The sequence below is a fragment of the Jatrophihabitans lederbergiae genome (genome assembly GCF_031845305.1).
GTDB lineage: Bacteria > Actinomycetota > Actinomycetes > Mycobacteriales > Jatrophihabitantaceae > Jatrophihabitans_A > Jatrophihabitans_A lederbergiae.
This window is the reverse complement of the sequence record NZ_JAVREH010000003.1, coordinates 19,940-44,559: the sequence shown is the minus strand read 5'-3', so window position 1 is coordinate 44,559 and position 24,620 is coordinate 19,940. Positions and strand designations below refer to the sequence as shown.

At 71.3% G+C, this 24,620-nt stretch carries 22 protein-coding genes and 1 pseudogene; 9 read left to right on the top strand and 14 right to left on the bottom strand.

The window, feature by feature from the left end; genetic code table 11:
* Positions 1-226: 226 nt before the first annotated feature.
* The 7 genes and pseudogenes from RM423_RS03080 to RM423_RS03050 form a co-directional block, all read right to left on the bottom strand.
* Positions 227-400: pseudogene (locus RM423_RS03080) on the bottom strand (MerR family transcriptional regulator); the annotation flags it as partial.
* A gap of 174 nt (positions 401-574) precedes the next feature.
* Positions 575-1,789, bottom strand: a complete 1,215-nt coding sequence (gene manA / locus RM423_RS03075; protein WP_311421527.1) for a mannose-6-phosphate isomerase, class I — start codon at positions 1,787-1,789, stop codon at positions 575-577.
* A complete protein-coding gene (locus RM423_RS03070) occupies positions 1,786-2,727 on the bottom strand; it encodes a cation diffusion facilitator family transporter (protein WP_311421526.1) in 942 nt (313 codons plus the stop codon). Before RM423_RS03070 ends, manA begins: the two co-directional genes overlap by 4 nt.
* Entirely contained in the window at positions 2,724-3,857 is a 1,134-nt protein-coding gene (locus tag RM423_RS03065) for an SIS domain-containing protein (protein WP_311421525.1), read from the bottom strand. The genes RM423_RS03070 and RM423_RS03065 overlap by 4 nt, the downstream gene beginning before the upstream one ends.
* Positions 3,854-4,072: a Trm112 family protein gene (locus RM423_RS03060; RefSeq protein WP_311421524.1), complete on the bottom strand. Its 219-nt coding sequence runs from the start codon at positions 4,070-4,072 to the stop codon at positions 3,854-3,856. Before RM423_RS03060 ends, RM423_RS03065 begins: the two co-directional genes overlap by 4 nt.
* Positions 4,073-4,082: 10 nt before the next feature.
* Positions 4,083-5,456 carry a phosphomannomutase/phosphoglucomutase gene (locus RM423_RS03055; protein ID WP_311421523.1) on the bottom strand — a complete coding sequence of 458 codons (1,374 nt, stop codon included), beginning with the start codon at positions 5,454-5,456 and terminating at the stop codon, positions 4,083-4,085.
* 139 nt (positions 5,457-5,595) lie between these two features.
* Entirely contained in the window at positions 5,596-5,961 is a 366-nt protein-coding gene (locus tag RM423_RS03050) for a DUF3499 domain-containing protein (RefSeq protein WP_311421522.1), read from the bottom strand.
* 78 nt (positions 5,962-6,039) lie between these two features.
* Between RM423_RS03050 and RM423_RS03045 the strand changes: the two genes are divergently transcribed.
* Positions 6,040-6,516 (top strand): metallopeptidase family protein, encoded by a 477-nt coding sequence (locus RM423_RS03045; protein ID WP_311421521.1) that lies wholly within the window; start codon positions 6,040-6,042, stop codon positions 6,514-6,516.
* A 73-nt stretch (positions 6,517-6,589) separates the two neighbouring features.
* On the opposite strand, the gene RM423_RS03040 is transcribed toward RM423_RS03045, so the two are convergent.
* The gene (locus RM423_RS03040; RefSeq protein WP_311421723.1) at positions 6,590-6,835 is read right to left on the bottom strand and encodes a WhiB family transcriptional regulator; all 246 of its coding nucleotides are present in this window, start codon (positions 6,833-6,835) and stop codon (positions 6,590-6,592) included.
* A gap of 219 nt (positions 6,836-7,054) precedes the next feature.
* Complete coding sequence (locus RM423_RS03035) at positions 7,055-9,565, bottom strand: bifunctional FO biosynthesis protein CofGH (RefSeq protein ID WP_311421520.1); 2,511 nt, start codon at positions 9,563-9,565, stop codon at positions 7,055-7,057.
* A 135-nt stretch (positions 9,566-9,700) separates the two neighbouring features.
* On the opposite strand from RM423_RS03035, the gene RM423_RS03030 reads away from it, so the two are divergent.
* The 4 genes from RM423_RS03030 (at position 9,701) to RM423_RS03015 (ending at position 13,628) form a co-directional block, all read left to right on the top strand.
* The gene (locus RM423_RS03030) at positions 9,701-10,333 is read left to right on the top strand and encodes a GPP34 family phosphoprotein (RefSeq protein WP_311421519.1); all 633 of its coding nucleotides are present in this window, start codon (positions 9,701-9,703) and stop codon (positions 10,331-10,333) included.
* Positions 10,334-10,432: 99 nt separating this feature from the next.
* Complete coding sequence (cofD, locus tag RM423_RS03025) at positions 10,433-11,425, top strand: 2-phospho-L-lactate transferase (RefSeq protein ID WP_311421518.1); 993 nt, start codon at positions 10,433-10,435, stop codon at positions 11,423-11,425.
* The gene (locus RM423_RS03020) at positions 11,422-12,798 is read left to right on the top strand and encodes a coenzyme F420-0:L-glutamate ligase (protein WP_311421517.1); all 1,377 of its coding nucleotides are present in this window, start codon (positions 11,422-11,424) and stop codon (positions 12,796-12,798) included. The genes cofD and RM423_RS03020 overlap by 4 nt, the downstream gene beginning before the upstream one ends.
* Positions 12,795-13,628: a serine hydrolase domain-containing protein gene (locus tag RM423_RS03015; RefSeq protein WP_311421516.1), complete on the top strand. Its 834-nt coding sequence runs from the start codon at positions 12,795-12,797 to the stop codon at positions 13,626-13,628. The genes RM423_RS03020 and RM423_RS03015 overlap by 4 nt, the downstream gene beginning before the upstream one ends.
* A 19-nt stretch (positions 13,629-13,647) precedes the next feature.
* Here RM423_RS03015 and RM423_RS03010 read toward each other — a convergent pair whose 3' ends face one another.
* The 4 genes from RM423_RS03010 to RM423_RS02995 are packed head-to-tail and all read right to left on the bottom strand — an operon-like array spanning position 13,648 to position 17,736.
* Complete coding sequence (locus RM423_RS03010; RefSeq protein WP_311421515.1) at positions 13,648-14,571, bottom strand: DNA-3-methyladenine glycosylase family protein; 924 nt, start codon at positions 14,569-14,571, stop codon at positions 13,648-13,650.
* Between the two features lie 56 nt (positions 14,572-14,627).
* Positions 14,628-15,701, bottom strand: coding sequence for a mannose-1-phosphate guanylyltransferase (locus RM423_RS03005; RefSeq protein ID WP_311421514.1), 1,074 nt, complete (start codon positions 15,699-15,701; stop codon positions 14,628-14,630).
* On the bottom strand, positions 15,698-16,618 hold the full coding sequence (locus RM423_RS03000) for a glycosyltransferase family 2 protein (protein WP_396327572.1): 921 nt from the start codon (positions 16,616-16,618) through the stop codon (positions 15,698-15,700). Before RM423_RS03000 ends, RM423_RS03005 begins: the two co-directional genes overlap by 4 nt.
* Complete coding sequence (locus RM423_RS02995; RefSeq protein WP_396327579.1) at positions 16,615-17,736, bottom strand: glycosyltransferase family 4 protein; 1,122 nt, start codon at positions 17,734-17,736, stop codon at positions 16,615-16,617. Before RM423_RS02995 ends, RM423_RS03000 begins: the two co-directional genes overlap by 4 nt.
* Before the next feature lie 171 nt (positions 17,737-17,907).
* Here RM423_RS02995 and RM423_RS02990 point away from each other — a divergent pair, with 171 nt between their 5' ends.
* From RM423_RS02990 to RM423_RS02975, 4 genes are all read left to right on the top strand, one after another.
* Positions 17,908-18,936: a lysylphosphatidylglycerol synthase domain-containing protein gene (locus RM423_RS02990; RefSeq protein WP_311421512.1), complete on the top strand. Its 1,029-nt coding sequence runs from the start codon at positions 17,908-17,910 to the stop codon at positions 18,934-18,936.
* 35 nt (positions 18,937-18,971) lie between these two features.
* Entirely contained in the window at positions 18,972-19,700 is a 729-nt protein-coding gene (locus RM423_RS02985) for a class I SAM-dependent methyltransferase (RefSeq protein ID WP_311421511.1), read from the top strand.
* Positions 19,701-19,797: 97 nt separating this feature from the next.
* On the top strand, positions 19,798-20,919 hold the full coding sequence (locus RM423_RS02980) for a glycosyltransferase family 2 protein (RefSeq protein ID WP_311421510.1): 1,122 nt from the start codon (positions 19,798-19,800) through the stop codon (positions 20,917-20,919).
* Positions 20,916-22,643, top strand: a complete 1,728-nt coding sequence (locus tag RM423_RS02975; protein WP_311421509.1) for a hypothetical protein — start codon at positions 20,916-20,918, stop codon at positions 22,641-22,643. The genes RM423_RS02980 and RM423_RS02975 overlap by 4 nt, the downstream gene beginning before the upstream one ends.
* A 9-nt stretch (positions 22,644-22,652) precedes the next feature.
* Here the strand turns inward: RM423_RS02975 and RM423_RS02970 are convergent, their stop codons facing one another.
* Positions 22,653-24,557: a hypothetical protein gene (locus RM423_RS02970; RefSeq protein WP_311421508.1), complete on the bottom strand. Its 1,905-nt coding sequence runs from the start codon at positions 24,555-24,557 to the stop codon at positions 22,653-22,655.
* Between the last annotated feature and the right edge of the window lie 63 nt (positions 24,558-24,620).

Sequence of the window (24,620 nt, the reverse complement as noted above, 5' to 3'; positions counted from 1 at the left end):
CGCTCACGAAATCTCCTCGGGTTGTCGTACGGGTGTCTGGTGAACTGCTGTCATCGATTGATTCGGTTGAGTCGTCACGCCCCTCGCTCAGGCGCTCCGCGGCGAGCCGGCGGTACATCCCCGCGTCGGGGGATACCGGCCCGCGGTGCACGGCGCCGAACCAGTCGTCAACCGCTCGGGACAGCCCCTCTTCGGTGCGCATCCGGAGCTCGAACGCGACCTCGGCCAGGCCGATGCCATGCTGTTCGATCAGGTGACGCAAGGTTCGCAGCCGGTCTATCTGCCGGGCGCCGTAAAGCCGATGACCACCCGGGGTTCGCTGTGTGGTGACGAGGCCTGCTTGCTCGATATAGCGGAGCATCCGTTGCGACCATCCGGTCGCCTCGGCAGCCTGCTGCATCGTCATCGGCTTCATGCAGCCATTCGCTCCGCTCCTCGTTCGTACCTCGCTCGATGCTCACTCACATCGAACCAGACTCTACCAGAGTTGTGTCAGATATCTGCCCACTGACGACCGCCGGATTTAAGCGCTTGGGTCCAGATTCGTGAGGCCTCTGCCACCTTTGTTCTGCTCTCAGTCCAGGTTCGTGGACACCACGTAGGCGGTGCCCGATCCGGTCACCGTGCTGTGGCACTCGCCCGCGGCCACGAACACCGAGGACCACGGGCCCAGGCTCAGCCGCTCGTCCGCGCAGGTCACCGTCACCGGGCCGTCGGTGCCCAGCACCAGGTGCGGCCCGGTGCCGATCAGCGGGGCGCTGCCCGCATCGAGGTCCAGCACCGACAGCGCGAAGTCGGGCACCGGCACCTCGAACCGCCGGGTGCCCGGCACCGGCTCGGCGGCCTGCCAGCGCGGCTCCGCCAAGGCGGTGAAGTCGGCGACCCGCAGCAGTTCCGGAATATCGATCCGCTTGGGCGTGAGCCCGCAGCGCAGCACGTTGTCGCTGCTGGCCAGCACCTCGATGCAGACGCCGCGCAGGTAGGCATGCACGTTGCCGGCGCCGAGGAAGATCGCCTCGCCCGGAGCCAGCCGCACGTGGTTGAGCAGCAACGCGAGCACCGCACCGACATCGCCCGGAAAGTCCTCCGCCGCCAGCACCGACGCCTGGGCGGCCGGAGCCCACTCCCCACCAGCCAGGGCAAGGGCGCGGCAACCGGCGATGGCCGCCTCGACCAGCCGCCCGCGGGCAGCATCGGGCAGGGTGAGCATCGTCGTGAAGCTCGCCCGCAGGCCGCCGTCGCTGGTGAGCAGCGAGCAGTACGGCTGCAGCTCCGGCACAGCGAGGGCGGCGAACAGCTCGGCCGTCCGGTGCGCCGGCCGGAAGCCGCAGAACGCCTGGAAGTCGGTGAGCGCGTACGCCAACTCGGGTTTGTGGTTCGGATCGGAGTAGTTGCGCTCGGTGGGGTCGCGACCGGAGTCCGGCGCCCGCTCGCTCTCGTACCCGGTCCTGGCCTGCTCGGCGGTGGGATGCACCTGCAGTGACAGCGCCTTGTCCGCGGCCAGCACCTTGAGCAGGAACGGCAGCCGGGGGCCGAAGGCCGTCATCCCGGCATCGCCGAGCAGCCGCTCGGGATCGGTTGCGATCACCTCGTCCAGGCCGGGGCGGTCCGGATGTGCCGACCAGACCGAGGGCTCGTCGGGATGCGCACCGATCCACAGCTCCGCGGCGGGACGTCCCGTCGGCTCGATACCGAGCAGGCGCGGGATGGCGTCGATGGAGCCCCAGGCGTACTCGCGGATGGAATTGTCCAGTGCGATGAGGCGGGGGGCCGTCAGCGCGCCCGTCACCGGATGGCAGCTTCCGTGTCACTGCCTCGATCCACGTCGGGTTCGAGGTAGATCACCCGCGCGCTCGGTTCGGCCGCGCGAACCCGGGCCTCGGCGGCGTCGATGGCCGCAGCCGCGGTGGCCAGGGACGCCTGCGGGCTCATGGCGATCTTCGCGGCGACCAGCACCTCGTCGGGTCCCAGGTGCATGGTGCGCTGATGGATGACCCGCAGCACGCCGGAGCCGGGCGCGCCGACCAGGGCGGCCTGGATGCGCGATACCGCCGCGGGGCTGGCGGACTCCCCGAGCAGCAGGCTCTTGGTCTCGATGATCAGCACCACCGCGACACCGATGAGCAGCACCCCGATCGCGGCGGTGCCGATGCCGTCCCACACCGGCTGGTCGAAGATCGCGCTCAGGCCGACCCCGAGCAGGGCCAGCGACAGCCCGATCAGGGCGGCGAAGTCCTCCAGCAGCACTACGGGCAGCTCCGGTACCTTCGCCCGCCTGATGAACTGGGGCCAGCTCGCGTCACCCTTGAGCGAGCGCGACTCGTGGATCGCCGTGCGGAAGGACCAGGACTCCAGGGCGATCGCCACGACCAGGACGCCGATGGCGATCAGCGGGGAGTCGACATGATGCGGATCGGTGATCTTGTGGATGCCCTCGTAGAGTGCGAACAGGCCGCCGAGGGTGAACAGTACGAGCGCCACCAGGAAGCCGTAGACGTAGCGGTCCCGCCCGTAGCCGAACGGGTGCTCGACGTTCGCCGGGCGCCTGGACTGCTTACCGCCTACCAGCAGCAACAGCTGATTGCCGGAGTCGGCGACCGAGTGCACCGCCTCGGCAAGCATCGAGGACGAGCCGGTCAGCACGAACGCGATGAACTTGATGACCGCGATGCCGAGGTTGGCGGTCAGCGCGGCAAGGACGGCCTTGGCTCCACCTGACGCGCTCAATGTGGTAACTCCCCCAGGCGAGGCGCGGACGGGTCGACGCCGCGCGCGAGTGCGAGATAGGTGGCGGCGAAGTCGCCGGTGGCGGTGGCCGCCGCGAAGCGGACGAGCGGCGCCGCGTCCGGAACGAGCACCCGTGAGTTGCCGATGCCCCGGCTCGAGGCCAAGCCCGCCAGAGCTGACCCGGCACGTCGGCCGGCGTCCTCACCGAGGCCGTCCCACTCGGCGTCCCGGTCGTTTCCGAACCGGTCGTCGTCGCCGATCAGCACCAACCGGGGACGCGCTGTCGCCTCGGACACCCGGTCGGCGAAGAAGTCAGCTTCGGACGAGGCGAACTCCAGTAGCGCGCCGATCCGGGCGACATCGTCGGGCAGCGCCGCCGACACCGCCGTGAAGCCGCCGATGAGTTGTACCGATCCGGCGAACCGGTGCGCCGCGACGGTGGCAGCCGCGCCGATGCCGGCAATGACCGGAACGGACTCGGCGAGGTCGGCGGCGAGCAGCTTGGCGGGGCCGGTATAGCTGGAGGAGTCCGGGCGATCCGCCTCGGCGACCGCGTCCAGGGCGTCGGCGACCTCGCCCAGCAGTGCCCTGTTGTTCGTCAGCCCCAGCGCGTCGAGGGCCAGCAGCGCCGGCGTGGCCAGTGCCCACCAGAGCGCCCGGGGCGGCACCTGGGCGAGGTGGCTCACGTCGGCGACCGGGTGCCTGGCCGCGGCGTAGGCCACCGGCGAGCCGGCCGGAGCGGCGACGGCCAGGGTCAGGCCGCGTCCATCGGCCTGGGACACCAGTTCGGCCAGGCGGGGGTGCCGGCCCTCGGCCGAGACCACCAGCAGCACGTCGGCCGGCCCCGCCCACGTCGGCAGCCCGGCGTCGCGCCACTCGACCACCGGGGCTCCGGCGGCGGCGAGGACACCGAGCAGGCCGGCGAGGTAGGGAGCGCTGGCATCGGCCGCGACCAGGACGGCCCGGGGCGGTTGCGACCCGCGCAACCGGTCCACGCCGAACTCGCCGGCCACCTCCACCGTCCGGCGCACCTGAGCTCCGGCGAAGGCGAGCGCCCGCAGCAACCCGCCGCGGTCGGCAGCCAGCAGCGCGTCGGCGTTGTCGAGCAGCTCCGGTTGGAAGGCGGTCACCCGGCCGGCTCCGCAGCTGCGGCCACACCCAAGCCGTTGGGACCAGGGACGGCCTCGTCGGCGAGCAGCACCGGAATGCCGTCGCGCACCGGGAAACGGCTCAAGCAGGACGAGCAGACCAACTCCTCGGCGTCGCCGGTGGTCTCGAGCCGGAGCGGAGCGTGGTCGGGGCTGGGGCAGGCGAGGATGGACAGCAGATCAGCGGACACCGACATCGAATATCTCCTAGGACCGGATCACGGCGAGTGCCTCGTCGCGGATGGCCGCCATCGCGGCCGGGGTGCTCGCCTCGACATTCAAGCGCAGCAGGGGCTCGGTGTTCGAGGCCCGCACGTTGAGCCACGACCCGTCCTGCAGGGTGATGGTCAGGCCGTCCAGGGCGTCCGTAGCGGAGGTGCGGTCGGCGAACCGGCGCCGCACCGCGACGACCCGGGAGGCCTGGTCGTCCACCGTGGAGTTGATCTCGCCGGAGGCGGCATACCGCTCGTACTCCGCGGTCAGCTCGGTCAGGGTGCCGTCCTGCTCACCCAGGGCGGCGAGCATGTGCATGGCGGCGAGCATGCCGGTATCGGCGCGCCAGAAGTCGCGGAAGTAGTAGTGCGCGGAGTGCTCACCACCGAAGACGGCGTCAGTGGTGGCCATCTCGGCCTTGATGTAGGAGTGCCCGACCCGGGTCCGCACCGGCCTGCCGCCGTGCTCGGCGATGATTTCGGGAACGGCCTTGGAGGTGATCAGGTTGTGGATGACCGCGGAGCCGGGCGCCTTCGCGAGTTCCCGGACGGCGACGAGCGCGGTGACCGCGCTGGGCGACACGGCATTGCCCGCGCCGTCCACCACGAAGCAGCGGTCGGCGTCGCCGTCGAAGGCCAGCCCGATGTCGGCGCCCACCTCGACGACCTTGCGCTGCAGGTCCACCAGGTTCGCGGGCTCCAGCGGGTTGGCCTCGTGATTGGGAAAGCTGCCGTCCAGCTCGAAGTACAGCGGGACGATCTCCAGCGGCAGGGCGCTCAGCTCGCCGTCGCCGAGCACGGCCGGAACGGTGTAACCGCCCATGCCGTTGCCGGCGTCCACGGCGACCTTCAGCGGCCGGATGCCGGACAGGTCGACCAGCCGGCGCAGGTAGCGCGCGTACTCGGCCAGCAGGTGTTGTTCGCTGACCGAACCCGGGTCGGCCACCGGCGCGGGCAGGCCGTTGTCGAGGAAGCCCTGAGCGGTGACGCGGACGTCCACCAGGCCGGATTCCCGCCCGATCGGCACGGCACCCGCCCGGCACAGTTTGATGCCGTTGTAGCGCGCGGGGTTGTGGCTGGCGGTGAACATCGCTCCGGGCAGCCCCAGGTGCCCCGACGCGAAATAGAGGAGGTCGGTCGAGGCCAGCCCGACGTTCACCACGTCGGCGCCCTGACTGGTGGCACCCTCGGCGAACGCGGCGAGCAGTTCGGGGCCCGACGTCCGCATGTCGTGCGCGGCCGCGAGCCGGGTCGCCCCGGTCACCACGACGAATGCGGCGCCCAGCGCGCGGGCGACCTCGGTGTTCAACTGATCCGGCACGGTGCCACGGACGTCGTAGGCCTTCACGATGTCGGAAAGGTTGATCACGGTGGAGGGGTCTCCTTGGGGCGGGCGTCGTAGGGAGGCGAGCGTCCGGTTGCGTCGAACCTCATCACCCTACCCAGCGGCACTGACGGGCGAGTCGAGCCGCCCGCGGTTCCCTGCTCCGACTCGGGCCAGAGCCGGCTCAGACGTGCGGCGGTACGACGCGTAGGTGACCGCGGCGAGCGCTCAAACCGGGCCCGCCCTGGTCCGGAGCCGGCTCGGCGCGTGGCGTGTCGACGCGGGCGGCCTCACGCACCGCGTCGGCCAACGCCTCGAGGTCGTCGGCGTGCGGAATCGGTGACGGGAACTCGCCGGCGTGCCGGACGACCTCCCACCCGCGGGGAACGGTCAGCCGGACGGCGTGCTCTTCGCAGAGGTCATAGGAGTGCGGCTCCGCGAACGCGGCCAGCGGTCCGACGACGGCGGTGGAATCCGAATAGATATAGGTCAGCGTCGCAACGGCAACCTGGCCGCAACCAGTGCGCGTACATCGACGGACATGCCTCACAACGGCCGACACTAGCGCGCCCGCCGCCCCGAGCCTCGCAACGACCCCCAGCGTGTCGCGGACTAGGCTCGCCGGACTATGAGCGACTCCGGGTTTCACGGCCCCGCCGGACGGCCAGGTCGCCGGCGTGACCGGCACGGCCGAGGGCTGCGCGGAATGCTCGCGCCGCGGCCGGTTCCGATCGCGCACAGCCGCGGCGACGCCTTCGACGCCATGGTGTTGCACGCGGTGGAGCACCTGCAGCCGCAGCTCGGCGAGCAGTTGTCGCACGTGGAGTTCGCGGTCGAGGATGTGCCCGAGGTGAGCCACGTCGGCACCGGCGACTTCGAGTACGACGACGACGTGCTGGACGACAATTCCGTGCCGCTGTCACGGTTGTACCGGAGTGGGATCGCGGGGATCGTGGCACCCGTGATCGTGCTGTACCGCCGCCCGCTGGAGAGCCGGGCCGCGCAGCCGGAGGAGCTGGCGGAGCTGGTGCATGAGGTGGTGGTGGAGCAGATGGCGCGGTTGCTGGGTCGTTCCCCCGACGAGATCGACCCACCGCTGGACTGAGCCCGCCCGTCCGGTGTTCGTGCGGTCCGGGCCCGCGCCGACCGGCCTTGGTTCGGCCGGTCAGCGATCGGGACTAGCTGGCGCGGCGCTTCACACGACGGCGCTCGCGCTCGCTGAGGCCGCCCCAGATGCCGAAGCGCTCGTCGTGCTCGAGGGCGTATTCGAGGCATTCGCCGCGCACCTCGCAGCCGACACAGATTTTCTTCGCCTCACGGGTCGAGCCGCCCTTCTCGGGGAAGAACGCCTCGGGGTCCGTTTGTGAGCACAGCGCACGTTCCTGCCAGTTCTGCTCCTCGGGCAGGCCGAAGATGTCTGACAGGTCCGCGTCAGCAAGGTAGGCGGTGGATTCCGTCACGGTGATCTCCTACTGCGGGTTGAGACTGGCTGGCCGACCGGGGCGTGGAGCCTCGGTGTGCCAATCGGCTGGTGTGACGACCGCATAAGCTGAACGACACATCTGGAATTACACTCGTGTCGTTACCGGTTCGTCAAGCTGAGACCTGGTATTCGCTCAGATTCGTCAGAGCGGGATGAGACGCTAGGCCGGAATCCGCCCGTAGGACGTGGTGCGCTGGCGTGCGGGCCGTCCCGCCAGAGTCGCCAGGGCCGCCAGCTCCGTCGCGGAGCGCCGGGATCCGTGCTCAGATCCTGCCATCCGCGAGATGGTTTCTTCCATCAGGGTTCCGCCCACGTCGTTGGCGCCACCGCGCAGCATCTCGGCGGCGCCGGCCTCCCCCAGCTTGACCCAACTGGTCTGGATGTTCTTGATCTTGGTGTGCAGCATGATCCGCGCCATCGCGTGCACCGCCTTGACCTCACGCTGAGAAGCGCCAGGCCGCGCTAACCCAGCTAAGTAGATCGGTGACTGGTTGTGGACGAAGGGCAGCGGCACGAACTCGGTGAATCCGCCGGTCTCGTCCTGCAGCCGTCCCAGCAGCCGCAGATGGGCCACCCAGTGCCGGGGGTGGTCGACGTGACCGAACATCATCGTGCTCGTGGTCGGCAGGCCGACCCGGTGCGCGGTGGTGATCACCTCGATCCAGGCCGAGGTGGGCAGCTTGCCCTTGGTGAGGACCCAGCGGACCTCGTCGTCGAGAATCTCGGCGGCGGTGCCGGGCAGCGAGTCGACGCCCGCCTCCTTGGCGGCGATCAGGAACTCCTCGATGGACAGGTTGGCCCGCGAGGCCCCGTTGACCACCTCCATCGGCGAGAAGGCATGCAGATGCATGTCGGGCTCCGCACGCTTCACCGCCCTGGCGAGGTCGAAGTAGGCGCTGGCCGGCAGCTTCGGGTCGATGCCGCCCTGCATGCAGATCTCGGTCGCGCCGTCGACATGCGCTTCGTGCACCCGCTGCTCGATCTCGTCGGTCGAGAGCGTGTACGCGTCCGCGTCGCTGGCACGCTGGGCGAAGGCGCAGAACCGACAGCCGGTGTAACAGACGTTGGTGAAGTTGATATTGCGGTTGACGATGTAGGTGATCTCGTCGCCCACCGCATCCCGGCGCAGGTCGTCGGCCAGCGCGGCGACGGCGTCCAGGCCCGCGCCGTCGGCCTGCATCAGGGTCAGCGCCTCATCGTCGCTCAGCCCGGACGGATCGCGCTCGGCGGCCCGCAACGCGGCGGCGACGTCGGAGTCCAGCGCGGTGGAACCCGGTGAGAACACCCGCTCCCGCAGCGCGTTCCAGTCGCCGTACACCTCGCTGAAGTCGCTGCGACGATCCGCCGTCCGGCCCTCGGTGTCGACGGAGGCGTGCAGGTCGACCCGGCCGGTGGATTCCCACTCGCTGTCGGGCTCCTGCCACGGCCGCCCGACCGGCGAGAGCACCCCGCCGTCGGGACGCCGCGCCGCCAGACCGGTCGCCGGGTCCGCCAGCGCGCGGACGTGCGGGACGATCCGCGGATCGAGCCACGGCGCCGCTGCCTGGACGTAGGGCGGCTGGGCGGTGAGCCGCTCGGTCAGCGTGAGGCCACGGCCGTCCAGCAGATCGGTGAGCTTGTCCAGCTCGGGCCAGGGACGCTCGGGGTTGACGTGGTCGGGGGTGAGGGGAGAGATGCCGCCGAGGTCGTCCACACCGGCGTCGATCAGCAGCAGGCACTCGGTGAGGTCCACCAGGTTGGGTGGCGCCTGCAGCCGGAGCTTCGGCCCGAACACCAGCCGCGACACCGCCAGCGTGGCCAGGTACTCATCCACGTCCAGGTCGGGGTCGTTGCGCATCGCCGTGTCGTCCTTGGCCCGGAAGTTCTGGACGATGACCTCTTGCACCGCACCGAACTCACGAGCGCTCGCGCGGATCGCGAACAGCGACTCGGACCGCTCCGTCCGGGTCTCGCCGATGCCGACCAGGATGCCGGTGGTGAACGGGATGTTCAGCCGGCCGGCGTCGGTCAGTACCCGGAGCCGGATCTCGGGGTCCTTGTCGGGGCTGCCGTAGTGCGGACCGCCGGGCTCGGTGAACAGCCGCCGGGCCGTGGTCTCGAGCATCATGCCCATGCTCGGCGCGACCGGCTTCAGCCGCTGCAGCTCGGCCCAGGACATCACACCCGGGTTCAGGTGCGGCAGCAGCCCGGTCCGCTCCAGCACGGCGATGGCCGCGGCACGAACGTAGTCCAGGGTGGAGTCGAACCCGCGTTCCTCCAGCCAGGTTCGGGCCTGCGGCCAGCGCTCCTCCGGCCGGTCCCCGAGGGTGAACAGGGCCTCCTTGCAGCCCAGCGCCGCGCCCTGCTCCGCTATCGCGATGACCTCATCGATCTCGAGGTACGCCGAGGGGAGCCGGTGCGGAACCGTGGCGAAGGTGCAGTAGTGGCAGCGGTCCCGGCACAGCCGGGTCAGCGGGATGAAGACCTTGCGGGAGTAGGTGATCACGCCCGGGCGCCCGGCTGCGGTCAGGCCGGCATCGCGCACCCCGGCGGCGATCGACATGAGCTCGGTCAGCTGCTCGTCGCGGGCGGCCATCAGGACCGCCGCCTCGGTTACATCGAGCGCGGCGCCGTCGCGTGCCCGGCGAAGGGCTCGGCGGATGGCGGAATCGGCTGGCTGCGAAGAAGTCACTCTTGAAGCCTAACCAGGCGGCGCGAGGATGCCGGGTGCGCGAGGTCGCCGACCGGAAGGCGAGGATGCCCGGTCCCAGCTGCCCCGGCTAGTCTTGGCCCCCGACATGAGGATCTTTCCGCCGGCGCGCTGCCGATGACCGAACCCGCCGAGCCCGCTGCCCTGCTGGTGTGCCGGCTCGGGCTGGACCCGGTCCGCGGCCGGGTCCGCCGCCACACCCAGGTCGGCATCGCCGTCCGCGCTGCGCTGTTCGCCGAGCTGGCGCTGTCCGGCAGGCTGATCGGTGGCCGCTTTCCGCATCCCGTCGGCGAGAGTGCCATTGGACAGCCGCTGCCGGACGCGGTCCACGCGGCGGTGGTGGCGCGCCGGCCGACCCCCTGGAAGCGCTGGTTCAACCACGTCGACCCGGACCGCGAGGCCGCCACCGCCGCTCTGGTCACGGCCGGCCGCTGGCGGGTCGAGAACGGCCGGATCGTCGACACCGCGGCGGGCGCCACCGTCGTGGAACAGCAACGGATCGCCCAGCTGCTGGCCAGCCGGCAGCCCGCCGAAGACCTGTCACTGACGATCGTCGCCGTGCTCGCGGCGGGTTATGGCGTCGGTGACCGGCGAGCAGCGCCACGGGCCGCGGGCCGGTTGGTCAAGTCCTGGCTGCGACCCCAGCTGGCCGCTTCCGGTGCTGATCCCGCCGCCGAGGAGGCGGTGCTCGCCTCGACCAGGGCGGCGCTGGTCGCGATGCGCAAGGCCCGTCCCGTCCCCTTCCTCTGAGCCGTTACCGTTACTGAACCCGCCGTTACTGAACCTGCCGGTGGCAGCGGCGGTCAGCCTGGCTGGGGTGCTCCCGGCTTCATCGAATAGGTTTCCAGAGTGCAGATCACGGTGTTGGCAGGTGGCGTCGGCGGCGCCAGATTTCTTCAGGGCGTCCGGCGGTTCGCCACCAGCGACGGCCGGGCCGACGAGGTGACCGCGATCGTGAACACCGGCGACGACGTCACCATGCACGGCCTGCGGATCTGCCCGGACCTCGACAGCGTCATGTACACCCTGGCCGGCGCGGTCGACGTCGAGCGTGGCTGGGGCCGGGCCGGTGAGACCTGGCGGATCAAGGACGAGCTCGCCGAGTACGGCGCCGAGCCGACCTGGTTCGGCCTCGGCGATCTCGATATCGCCACCCACCTGGTCCGTACCCAGATGCTGGAGAACGGCTATCCGCTCTCCGACGTCACCGCCGCGTTGTGCCAGCGCTGGCAGACCGGCATCCGGCTGCTGCCGATGAGCGATGACCGGTGCGAGACCCACGTGGTGATCGAGCAAGACGGCAAGCGCCGCGCGATCCACTTCCAGGAGTGGTGGGTTCGCTACCGCGCCGGCATCCCGGCGCTGGCGTTCGTCCAGGTCGGCCTGGACACCGCCTCGCCCGCGGCCGGTGTGCTGGACGCGATCTCCGGTGCCGACCTGATCCTGGTTTCCCCCTCGAACCCGGTGGTATCGATCAACACGATCCTGAACGTCCCCGGCATGCGAGAGGCGCTGCGGTCCGCGAGCGCGCCCATCGTCGGCCTGTCCCCCATCATCGGCAACGCGCCGGTCCGCGGCATGGCGGACGCCTGCCTGCCGGTGCTCGGCGTCGAGACGTCCGCGGCGGGGGTGGGCGGTTTCTACGGCGCCCGCTCGGCGGACGGCATCCTCGACGGCTGGCTGATCCATCCCGGTGACACCGCGGAACTCGACGGCATCGCGGTGCGTGCCCGGGACCTGCTGATGAGCAGCGACCAGGTCACCGCCGGCATGGTGCGCGACGCGGCAGCGCTGGTAGGCATCGCCGGGGCCACCGGCTCGGCACAGCGGGACGCGACATGAGCTGGCAGCCTGCCGTTCCGGAGCGTCCAGCCGGCATCGAGATCCTGCCCGTGCCCGGGATGGCCGAGCTGCGCCCCGGCGACGACCTGGTCGGCGAGCTGCTGCGGTGCGCCCCCTGGCTGCGCGACGGCGACGTCCTGGTGGTCACGTCCAAGATCGTGTCCAAGGTCGAGGGCCGGCTGATCCCGGCCACCGGCGACGCGATCGAGCGCGAAGCGATCCGGCAGCGCGCGATCGACGACGAGAGCGTCCGGGTCATCGCCCGCCGGGGCCCCCTGCGGATCGCCGAGACCCGGCACGGACTGGTGCTGGCCGCAGCCGGGGTGGACGCCTCGAACGTCAGCCGGAACGAGATCGCCCTGCTGCCGCTGGACCCGGACGCCTCCGCCCGGCGGCTGCGCGAAGCCATCATCGAGCGGTGCGGAACCACGGTGGCCGTGGTCATCTCCGACTCGATGGGGCGACCCTGGCGGCACGGGATCTCCGACGTCGCCATCGGCGCCGCCGGGCTCAGCGCGGTGCTGGACGAGCGGGGCGCCCGGGACAAGCACGGCAACCAGCTGTCGGTCACCGAGGTCGCCGTCGCCGACGAGCTCGCCGCGGCCGGTGACCTGGTGAAGGGCAAGCTCAGCGACGTGCCGGTCGCCGTGATCCGCGGCTATGCCCACGACGACGACGGCAAGGGCTCGTCCGCCCTGATCCGGGGCTCGGCAGACGACCTGTTCCGGATGGGGACGGCCGAGGCGATTGCCCTGGGCCGCGCCCAGAGCGCCCCGAGCCCGGACGCCCCCGACGTGTCGGCGCTGCACGCCGACGTGCTCGCCACGCTGGCCTCGATGCGGCTGGACCCGGCGGACGACACCGGCCAGTCGGCGATCCGCGAGGGTTTCTACGGCCTGCTGGCCGCCCGTCCGGACGCGACCCGCCGGGCCAGCGCACCGGGCCACGTCACCGCCAGCACCGTACTGCTCGACAGCGACGGGACGCGGGTACTGCTGACCCTGCACCCCCGGGTCGGCGCCTGGCTGCAGCTCGGCGGGCACATCGAGGACGACGACGCGTCGCTGCTGGCGGCCGCCGCACGGGAGGCCCTGGAAGAGAGCGGCATCGCCGGCATCGAGCTGAACCCGGTTCCGGTCGACCTGGACGTGCATGCGATCACCTGCTCGCTGGGCATCCCGACCCGGCACTTCGACGTCCGCTTCGTCGGCCGCGCCCCGGCGGGTGCCGAGGCCGTGATCAGCTCGGAGTCCGACGACCTGCGCTGGTTCGGAGTCGAGGACCTGCCGGCCGGTATCGCGCCCGAGCTGCCCCGGCTGATCGCCGCCGCCGTCCGGGCCAGCGCGCTGCGACAGGCGGAGTTGGGCCGATGAACCCTCTCGATCGGCTGTCCTCGTGGCCGGTTCCCAACGCGGCCGCGGCGGTGGTCGGCCCGGACGGTGTGCTCGCCACGGCCGGCGACGTGGCACTGCGGTTCCGGCTGGCCTCGGTCACCAAGCCGCTCGCGGCCCTGGCCACGCTGATCGCGGTGGAGGAAGAAGCGGTCAGCCTGGATCAGCCACTACCTGACCCGGCCCTGGCCGCCGAGCTGCCCGGAGCCACCCTGGCGCACCTGCTCGCGCACGCCTCCGGAATCGCGCCGGACCGGCGGCAGCGGGCCGCCGCGCCGGGCACCCGCCGGATCTACTCCAATGCGGGGTACGACCTGATAGGCGAAATCGTCGCCGGCGCCACCGACATCGCCTTCGCCGACTACCTGGCCGCTGCGGTGTTCCGGCCGCTCGGCATGTCCACCGCCAGCCTGGAAGGCTCGCCGGCCAGCCACGGCTGGGGCTCGGTGACCGATCTGGCGGCGCTGCTCTCGGAGCTGCTGAACCCGACCGGCCTGCTGCACCCCAGCACCGTCCGGGCCGCGACCACGGTGGCCTTCCCCGGCCTGCGCGGGGTGCTGCCCGGCTACGGCAGTCAGGACCCGAACGACTGGGGGCTGGGGTTCGAGCTCCGCGGCGGGAAGAACCCGCACTGGACCTCGCCCCGCAACTCCGCCGCCACGTTCGGCCACTTCGGCCGCAGCGGCACCATGATCTGGATCGATCCACAGGCGGGGCTCGGCCTGGTGGCCCTGGCGGACCGGGACTTCGACGACTGGGCCGCGCAGGCCTGGCCCGTGCTGTCGGACGCGGTGCTCGACGCCTTCGGCTGAGGCGCCCCCGGTTGGCTCCTCAGATGCGGGAGATGTCGTTCGGGCTGAACCGGGGCCCGAACTTCGGTGGCATCAGCCCGCTGAGCAGGATCAGCCGGATCACCCGGGCGCGCTGGCCCCGCCACGGCTCCAGCAGCCGCAGCATGGTGGCGTCGTCCGTCCGCGCGGCACCGGTCAGCGCGAAGCCGACCCGGTTGCTGAGGTGGAAATCCCCCACGCTGACCGCGTCCGGATCTCCGAGCGCCCGCAGCGTCGTCTCCGCCGCGGTCCACTCCCCCACCCCCGGAACAGCCTGCAACCGACGGCGCGCCGACTCGAAGCCCGCCGCCGGCGACAGCTGCACGCATTCCTCCAGCCGGTTGGCGACCATCGCCGCCGCCCGCACCGCGCGGTAGCGCCGGCCGTCCACGCCGAAGCGGTGCCAGTCCCAGCTCGGCACGCTGAGCAGCGTGGCCGGCTCCGGCGGCAACCACAGCTCCGCCTCGGACGGTCCTGGCGCGCGCTCGCCGAACGTCCTGACCAGCAGCCGCCAAGCCCGGAATGCTTCGTGGCCGGTGACCCGCTGCTCCAGGATCGCCGGGACGAGGGAGTCCAGCATCCGGCCGGTCCGCGGCAACCGCACGCCCGGGCGCCGGTGGCGAACCTCGCGCAGCACCCGGTGCCCGCTGACGTCGAGCTCGGTCCAGTCATCGGACTCACCGACCAGCTCTGGCACGGCGTCGAGCAGCCGGGACGCGCCCGGTCCCCAGGCCTGGGACCGCACCTCGTCCGCGACGACCGACACCCGGACGGTGCCCGGGCCGTCGGCCGTCCGGCAGGCCCACCAGAAGTCTGCGCCCGCGAAACGGGTGGTCGGATCACCACGGCCGTGACACAGCGGCGCGAGGGTACGGGCCAGGTCGATCGGCCGCGACGCCCGCCAGCGGGCCTCCCGGACGGGCATGGCGCTTCCTCTCGAACTGCCGCTCACCCTCGGCTGGACCATGAACCGCCTGGCGCTCAGGCGTCGGCGGAGAACCGGATCGAGCCGTCGGCCAGCGTGACGTCGGGCCAGACCCGGGCGCCGTGCAGCAGCTCGATCCCGGTGCCGATCACCGAGCGGTCACCGATGACCACATCACACAGGGTAGTGCCGCTGCCGATGACGGCGTCCCGCCCGACGATGCTGGCCCGCACCACCGCGCCGGAGCGGACCCGGGCACCGTCGAACAGCACCGCGCCGTCGACCACCGCGCCGCTCTCGACGACACAGTCCCGGCCGATGGTGGCACCGCCGGTGACGGTCGCGCCCTCGGCGATGGTGGCCCCCTCGAGCGCCAGGAAGTCGCCGATCGGCCCGGGCAGCGCGTCGGTCGGGGCGATGCCGCGCACCAGGTCGGCAGAGCCCGCGACGAAGTCACTGGGCTTTCCGAGGTCGCGCCAATAGGTGGAGTCGATGTAGCCGGTCACCACGGCGCCGTCGGCGAGCAGGCCCGGAAACGTCTCGCGCTCGACCGACACCGGTCGGTCGGTGGGAATCGCCTCGACGACCTCGCGGGAGAACACGTACGTGCCGGCGTTGATCTGGTCCGTGACGGGGTTGGGGTCCTTCTCCAGGAACGCCGTGACGCGCCCGTCGGGATCGGTCGGCACGCAGCCGAAGGCCCGGGGGTCACTCACCTTGGTGAGGTGCAGGGTCACGTCGGCGCTGGTGTCGCGGTGCGCCCGGAGCAGCGAGCCCAGGTCGCAGCAGGTGAGGATATCGCCGTTGAAGATCATCGCGGTGTCCTCGCGCAGCAGGTGCGCGACGTTGCCGATCGCCCCGCCGGTCCCCAGCGGCTCGCTCTCGACGACGTACTCCAGCTCCAGGCCGAGCGACGCGCCGTCCCCGAAGTGCGCGGAGAAGACCTCGGCCTGGTAGCTCGTGCCGAGGATGACGTGGCTGATCCCGGCCGCGCGGATCCGCGACAGCAGGTGCGTCAGGAACGGCACACCGGCGGTCGGCAGCATCGGCTTGGGCGCCGACAGCGTCAGCGGGCGCAGTCGGGTGCCCCTACCGCCGACCAGCACGATCGCATCGACTTGCTCACTCACGCAGACTCCCCTCGTTGCAGCTGGTCGGTGGGCACCTGCGGTACCACCGGGCTGTCCGTCCGACCCGATCGCAGGGCGACCAACTCGCGCGCTTTCAGTCCGACCCGCAGCATGACCCGCACCGGCAGCCAGCGCCAACCCCGGTAACGCCGGCTCAGGAAACGCCAGGCGCTGCGGTGGTGCTCGGAGATCATCGCCGCGGCGTGCCGGGAGGTGGCGTGCGAACCGGCGTGGATCACCTCGGCCGTGGGCACGTACACGTTCAGCCAGCCGGCCGTGGCCAGCCGGGCGCCGAGGTCGACGTCCTCGAAGTACATGAAGTAGGACGGGTCGAAGCCGCCCACGGATTCGAATGCCTCGCGCCGCAGCAGCAGACAGGCACCCGAGAGCCACCCCGCGGTGCGCTCGGCCAGGCTCGCCCGCTCTTGCCGGTACGCCGCGGACCACGGGTTGTGCGGCCACCAGCGCGCGAGCAGGGCATGGCCGACGCCGCGTCCCAGTGACGGCTGCGCTCGCGCCGAGGGGTAGACCGCACCATCGGCCGTCCGGATCAGCGGCCCGAGCGCACCGGCCCGGGGCCACCGTTGCACCGCCGCGAGCAGTTGATCGAGCGAGCCGGCCGTCCAGACGACGTCCGGATTGGCCACCACCACCCACTCGGCATCCGTTGCTGCCACTCCGGCATTCGCCGCCCGGCCGTAGCCCAGGTTGCCACCGGTGGCAAGCAGCCGGACGCCCTGCCGCGTCGCCGCCCGTTCCGGCGATCCGTCGGTGGAGCCGTTGTCGGCGAGCACCACGTCGACCGGCCGGGTGGTGGCGCCGGCGAGGCTGTCCAGGAACGAGTCGAGTGAGCTGCCCGGTGAGAACGTGACGGCGACGACGGCCACGGTCCCGAGGTCCCGCTGCACAGCGGTCAACGCGAGCGCCGCCGGATCGCGGTCTCGTACGCGCGGAGGTGCGCCCGGGCACAGGCGGCCCAGGTGAAACCGGCGGCTCGGGCGTGCCCGGCTCGGCTCAGTTGCGCCCGTAGCTCCGGCTGGTCCAGCAACCGGCTCAGCGCCTGGCCGATGGCGGCGTCGTCAGGCTCGGTGTAGGCCACCGCATCGCCGCCGACCTCGGGCAGTGACAACCGCCGGGTCGTCAGCACCGCGGCGCCGCACGCCATCGCTTCCAGCACCGGCAGGCCGAAGCCCTCGCCCAGGCTGGGGTAGCTGACGACCGTGGCCGCGGACAGCAGGCCCGGCAGGTCTTCCAGCGGCACGTAGCCCGCGCGCAGCAGCCGCAGCCCGGCCGGCACCGCGGCCACCGCGGCGTCGAGTTCGGTGTCCCAGCCCGCACCGCCGGCCAGCACCAGGGTCGGCGGATTCCGGCGGCCCTCGCAGGCGGCGACCCAGCCCCGGATTAACGCCGGCACGTTCTTGCGCGGCTCCAGGGTGCCGAGGAACGCCACGAACTCCTCGTCCGGGGCGAGGCCGATCGAGGCCCGCACCCGCTGCCGCACGTCGGCCGGTTGCGGGTGGAACAGCTCGGTGTCCACGCCCAGGTGGGCGACCTGCAACCGCTCCGGTGCCGTACCGAGCCGGCTGGTCAGCTCATCCGCGGTGGCCTGCGAGGCGACGACGCAGACGTCGGCCCGGCGCAGCGCTAGCCTGGTGGCGGCCCGGAAGAACGGGGCCTTCGCGCGGGTGTGCCACTCCGGATTGGAGAAGAACGTGGCGTCGTGGACGGTGACGACCAGCGGCCCGCGCCAGCGGAGCGGATGGGTGTAGTGCGGCGAGTGCAGCACGTCCGGTGCCACCCGGGCCACGATCGAGGGCAGGGCGTACTGCTCCCAGGCCAGCCGCGCCGGGCGGCCCTCGGGCACCGAGACGCCGGGTACGCACCGCGCGCCCAGGGATTCGAAGTGCGACCGGTCACGTTGCTGCGCGACCGCGGTGACGTCGACGCCGGCCCGGACGAGCGCCGGAACCAGCCGGTCGAGGTAGCGGCCGACCCCGCGCAGATCGGCTGGAATGGCCGTCGCGTCGACGAGCAAGCGCGGCACGGCATGGCTCCAGACGGGTGGGGGATGAACCGCGATCGTATCGAACGCGGCCGCGGACGAGTTGCTGCGACACCTGCCCCGGCTCCGCCCCGGGTCAGGCCACCGTCGGAGCCCGGTGTGGCAGGCAGGGTAAGCGCTCCGGACGCATTAAGCTAAGCCCCCGTGCCAGCATCGGAGAACCAGCAGCCTGGAACGGCCGGGCTCGATCAGCCCCGGTCCGAGGCCGCTGGCTCTCCCGGTAGCCCGGCTGGCTCTCGCAGTGGTCTGAGCGCGGGCCGCCTGCTGAAGTTGGGCGGCGTCCTGATCGCCGTCCTCGCCGTCGCCCTGTGCGCGGTGACCCTGATCCGTGAGTGGAGCTCCATCCGGCACTCCATCACCACCGCCAACCCCGGCCTGCTACTCGTCTCGCTGCTCTGCGCGGGCGCGGCGATGTCCGGACTGGGGCTGCTCTGGTGGCGCTGCCTGCATGTCTTCGGCGCGCCGGCCCGGCTCCAGGACGCGGTCGCCTGGTACTTCGGCGGCGAGCTGGGCAAGTACGTCCCCGGCGGTGTCTGGCCCGTTCTCGGACGCGGTGAGCTGGCGTCCAGGGCCGGCATCGCGCGCGGCACCGGCTACCTCACCACGCTGATCTCCTACGCCGCGATGTGCGTGGCGGCGGCGTTCGTCTGCGGCCTGCTGGCCCCCTTCGTCGCGCTGGACGGCGACGGCCTCAGCTGGGGCTGGCTGATGCTGGCGTTCATCCCGATCGGCATCGGCGCGCTGCACCCGGCGGTGCTCGGCAAGGTGCTGGCCCTCGGCGCGAAACTGACCCGGGGCCGCGTCGCCATCCAGGCCCGCTCCTGGTCGACCATGATGGGGCTCACCGCCTGGTCGGTCGCGACGTGGCTGCTCGTCGGCGCGACCTCGGTCGGCGTGACCGCCGCGCTCGGCTATTCCGAACAGCCCGCTCGGGTAGCCTTCGCAGCCGTGGCGGCCTGGATCATCGGTTTCCTGGCGATCCCGGTACCTGCCGGTGCGGGTCTGCGTGAACTGATCTTCGTTGCCATCAGCGGCTTGGACACTGGCCCGGCCGTCGCGGTCGCGGCCATCGCCCGGTTGCTGTTCATCGTGGTGGACGCCGCCGGCGGCGTGATCGGCCTCTGGCTGGCGAGGCGGTCCGCCGCAACCCCGATGGTCCAACCGGTGCTCTGAGCAATCGCTGCTCGACGGGAACAGGAGTTCTTTCCATGGATAGACCGAACGCGTTGTTGCGGGTCAAGGGCCTGTACGCCGCTGGTGCGCGTGGCACCGGTGGCGCGCTGACCAAGGTGGGCGTGCTGAACGAGCAGGCACCGGAGCGTGACCGCCGCGTCAAGCACTGGCTGTACAGCCTGACCCGCGCCTACGACTCGGTGGCGATCGCCAAGCTTGACGTGCCGTGGTGGACCTACCGGGCGATCGACGTGGTCGACGCCTGGCTGGCCGCCCATCCGAAGCCCATCCGGGTCTTCGAGTACGGCTCCGGCGCGAGCACCCTGTGGCTGGCCCGGCGTGCCGAGGAGGTGCACTCGGTCGAGCATCACCGCGAGTTCGGTGAGCACATCGCCGCCTCGTTCGCCGCGCATCCCAACATCGACTTCCGCATCGTCGAGCCGGTGCGGAGCACCAACCCGGCGATCGGCTCCCGCAAAGAAGGCAACGCCGGCCTGGACTTCGCCGGCTACGTCGCGAGCATCGACGACGTGCCCGGCCAGTTCTCGCTCATCGTGATCGACGGCCGAGCGCGCGAGGCCTGCCTGCGCAAGGCCCGGGGCCGCCTCGAAGAGGGCGGGATCATCGTGTTCGACAACACCCGCCGCCGCCGCTACCGCGAAGCCATCGCCGCCTCGGGCCTCCCCGAGCGCCGGTTGGGCGGGTTGACGCCGACCCTGCCGTACCCGGACCAGACCTCCATCCTGACGGCCCCGGCGCTTTGATGACCCGACATCCGGCAGCCAGCCCCGCCGATCCGACCGATACCGTCCGGCGCCGGTATCATCCTCAGGGAACCTTCAGCCCCGAACGGAGCACATCGTGACAAGCACCCGTCCATCGTCAGTGGACGTCTCGGTGGTCATCCCCGCCAAGGACGAGGCCAAGACCATCGCCCCGCTGGTCGACGAGATCGTGGAGGCACTGCGGGCCCGGCCCGAGTTCAGCTACGAGATCATCTTCATCGACGATGGCAGCACCGACGGGACCTGGGACTCCATCGAGGCCGTCTGCGCCGTCAACGACCGGGTCCGCGCCATCCGGTTCCGGAGCAACTTCGGCAAGGCGGACGCGCTGGCAGCGGGCTTCGCCGAGGCCCGGGGCCGCATCGTCATCACGATGGACGCCGACATGCAGGACGACCCGCACGAGCTGCCACGGATGCTGGCGCAGCTCGAGAGCGGCTATGACCTGGTGACCGGCTACAAGCGCGACCGCAAGGACCCGATCGGCAAGCGGCTGCCGTCCAAGCTGTTCAACCGGGCCACCGGCGTCGTCACCGGTCTCAAGCTCAACGACCACAACAGTGGGCTGCGGGTGGCGAAGAAAGAGATCTACGACGTCGTTCCGCTGTACGGCGAGCTGCACCGCTACGTCCCGGCGCTCGCGCACGCCAACGGCTTCCGGGTCACCGAGATCCCGGTCAACCACCGGCCGCGGCTGCACGGCGTCTCCAAGTACGGCCTGGAGCGCTACGCGCGCGGCGCGCTCGACCTGCTGACGGTCGTCTCGATCACCCGCTACGGCCGCCGTCCGTCGCACCTGCTCGGTGGCCTCGGCCTGATGTTCGGCGTGATCGGCTCGGCCATCCTGACGTACCTGCTCGCGGTCTGGATCTTCACCTCGCACGGCATCGGCACCCGCCCGCTGCTGCAGCTCGGCGTCCTGCTCGAGATGCTCGCGGTACAGCTCATCGGCATGGGCCTGCTCGCGGAGCTGATCATCCACCGGACGGACCGCCATCTGGACACCTCAGTCCCGATCCTCAGCCGCGCCGGCGGCTCGCGCGGCGGGATCGACTCGCACGGCGGGATCGAACAGAATGTCTTCGATCAGCGCGCCATCAGCCGTTTCGACGGCCAGCAGCATGGAAGCTCGGCCGCGCCGGTATCTGTGCACGCGTCGGACCCGACCCTGGTGACGCCCAGGGTCGACTCGGTATGACGGCCGCTGCCATCGACAGTGCCTCCGGCGGCAGACCCCCCGCTGGCAGCTCGCCCGCAGGCGCGACAGCCACCGAGCCGGGCGAAACCCGCCGTTTCGACCGGCACTTCTGGCGCAATCCGGCGCTTTACGCGTTCCTGGCGGCACTGGTGCCGGCTCTGATCATGGCGCGACGGGTTCACCAGACGACCCAGATGCAGTACCTGGACTACTGGAGCTCGCTGCTCCGGTTCACCAACCCGGACGGCAGCATCCACCCCCGCGGGTTCTTCAGCTACCAGAACGAGCACCCGTTCGTCATCACCCAGATCGTCTACTACGTCGACGCGAAGTTCCTGACCGGCAGCAACCACGAGCTCGGCTACTTCTCCATCCTCGCCGCGGTGGCGTCGCTGGTGATCGTCTGGCGGCTGCTGCCCGGCCGCTGGTCCTCGCTCACCCAGGGCCTGGTCGTGCTCGCGGCCAGCGCCATCATGTTCTGCCCGACCGGCGCGTGGAACTTCGTCAAGGGCATGAGCGGCACCGCCTGGCTGACCGCCAACGTCTTCGCGCTGCTCGCTGTGCTGCTGGCCCGGCGGCAGCGCACCGCGCTCGCCCTCGTCGCCGCGGCGCTGTCGATCCTCACCTACGGAACGGGCTTCGCCGCCCCGGTCGCGATCATCGCCGTCGCGGTGCTGCGCCGCGACCGCTGGTGGCGGTGGGCGCTGCCCACCGGTCTGCTGTTCGGCACGCTGATCTTCTACAAGCTCACCGCCAACGGCACGGCCACTGGCCAGCCGGTGGGTCACGACCCGGGCCTGCTGCTGCAGACGTTCCTCACCAACCTCTCGACGCTGTGGGACCCCACCGGCGGCTCGATCGGCCTCGTCGCCGGTGCCGCGGGGTTGCTCGTCCTGGGCGTGGGGTTCGGAACGTACTGGCAGAATCAGGAGGAGTACGCCGACCTCATCGGGATCTGGGGGGTCGCGGTGTACTCGATCGGTGCGTCGGTGCTGATCTCGCTCGGCCGCAGCGAGGTGTTCACCGGTGACGGGGCCCAGGCTCGCTACGTGTCGCTGTCGGCGCTGTTCTGGATCTCGGTGCTGGTCGTCGGTGTCCGGCTGGCCCGGGTGCAGCGTGAGCTCATCGTGCGGGCCGGAGCCGCCGTGGCAGCCATCGCCGTGTTCTGGGGCGCCAGCCCGGCCCTGTACGCAGCCACCATCGCCGAGAGCCCGCTGCAGAACGCGATGGCGGCCGGCGTCCGGTTCGATGCGACCGATCCGTTCGTCGTGCGCATGCAGACGCCGGCGGCGCAGATCCCGCGGCTGAAGGCATTGCACAGCTACCCGTTCGTCGGCAACTACACCCTTGGCTGCGGTCTCAAGCCCGATGCCACGCTCAACCCGGCGACGCTGGGACAGTTGCCCGCCGCGCAGTTCCCCGGCGCGGGCAAGGTCGACAAGAACCAGCTGGTGGGCGGCACGCGTGAGATCGATGGCTGGATCTACCGGGCCGGGCACAAGCTGAAGTGCGTCGCGATCATCGACAGCACCGGCAAGATCGTCGGCGGCGGCGCCGGCCTGATGCTCAGGACCGATGTGCCCATGCTGTACAGCACCTACCCCGACGACACCGGCTTCCAGGCCGTCACGCCGTCCAGCGAATCGACCGTCACGCTCGTACTCGGCTTCGACGACGGCCTGTTCACGCTGCCGGCCACCGCCCTTCCGACTGTCACCAAGTAACCCGCCCGGTCAGCTCGTGGGGATCGGCCGGCCGATCCGTACGTCGGACAGGCAGATCCCCGCCACAGCGGCGTCCAGGCGCAGGCTCGTGATGGCGCTGGGCCGGAGCAGCATCGTCAGTTGGCCCCGGCCGGACACCGGGAAGCCGCGGAACGAGCCGGTAGCTTCGATGAAGCGGGTGCCGTCGCTCATCGCGAACCGCAGCGTCACGGGCTCGGCGACCGAGTACCGCAGCGACAGCGTCCACGAGTCCACGGGCAGCCGCTTCGGCAACTGGGCGATCAGCTGCTGCTTGGCGCGGGTGCTGCACGCGAAGGTCGCCCGGCGGGTGGTCTGGAACACGGCGGGCAGCAGGTGACCGGTGTCGTCGACGGTGTACATCGGATAGCGGGGATCGTCGGTCCGGACCGGCCCGTCGCTGACGAGTGCCGCCACCACCGGCGTGGTGCTGTACTGGCCGTAGGCCGCGAGCGAGACCTCCTCCGGAACGAACCGGGTGTACAGGCTCCAGGGACCCTTGCGGTCCGCGGCCGCGATGCCCTCGCGCAGGTTGGCGACGTAGGCACGACCGGGCTCGGTGTGCCATCGCCGCGACGCCGGCACCGCGGAGGTCAGGAACACCGCCCAGATGACGAGCACGGCGGTCCCGGCCAGGGCGTACTGCCTGCGCGCCGCCGGTACGGTGCCGGCCGGGATAGTGCTCGCCGGTACGGTGCCGACAGGGATAGTGCTCGCCGGAGGGATCGGGCCCTCCCGGCCGGGCACCGGACGCAGCAGCACGACGGCCAGCGCCATCACCGCCAGCGGCGCCATGTCCGAGATGTAGCGGTACTCGGTGCCGATCCGCACCCCGTGCGTCACCAGCCGAGCGGTCGCGATGGAGTACTGCGCAACGACGAAGATCGGCAGGAACAGCACCCAGCCGCGCAGGGACCGCCGGCCCAGCCGGCGCAGTCCGAGCACCGCCACGGCAAGCATCGCGAGTTCCGTGAGCACCAGCCACCACAGCGGCGTTCCGGCCGCGGACAGCGGCCCCACCGCGGTGAAGCCGATCGGACCGCCGAACAGGCCGGGAACCAGGGCGCGGCTCCACGCGATCCAGAGGTAGTGCGCGACTTCCGTCCTGGTGTAGCCGGGCACCTGCTGGACGAACGAGCCGCTGAGGTAGTACGTCAGGTAGCCGGCGCCTACCACGGCCAGCGCGAGGTAGGCGATCCAGGCCCGGCGCAGCACCAGCGCCACGTCCCGGACGCGGATCCGGCGGCACACCGCCATCGGCAGGAATGCCGCGGCGAACACGCCGCCGAACAGCGTCCGCTCGTAGCAGGCCAGCCCCGCCAGCAGCCAGCAACCAGCCAGAAGCCCCCAGCCGATCCGCGCTGCCACACCGCGGGCCAGGTAGCACCGCACCGTCGCGTGGGTGCTCAGGACACCGCCGAGCACGCACGCCGTCACCCCGGAGCCGCCTGCCCACCACATCTCGGTGGGCAGCCACAGGGCGGTGGCACCGGTCATCGACATCAGCACCAGGTGCAGCGGGCTCGCCGGAAACAGCAGCCGCAGGATGCGATAGACCATCCAGGCGGCGAACGCGACGGCGATGGCCAGCAGCGCGGCGACCACCTGGTAGTTCATCGGCGCGACCCTGATCAGGATCCAGTTGATCAGCCGGTTTCCGGGCTGCGGATGCCCGAACACGGTCAACGTCAGGTAGCTCCGGGTCAGCTGCGAGTGCTGGGCGATCTCGAGGTTCTGGAAGTCGTCCTGGAACCAGCCACCGACCCGGATGAAGGCGAACAGCGCGAGGGCCTGCAGCCCGGCCAGAGCCAGCGCGAGCCGGTCCAGCAGCCACCACTGACGGCCACTCTGCCGCGGCGTCGGACGCTCGGTCCAACCGTTCGTCGCGCTCGCCACCCGGCCAGTATGCATTGCCCAGGGAACCCCGCGTCCGCCGGCTGACCGCACGGAATAGCTGTC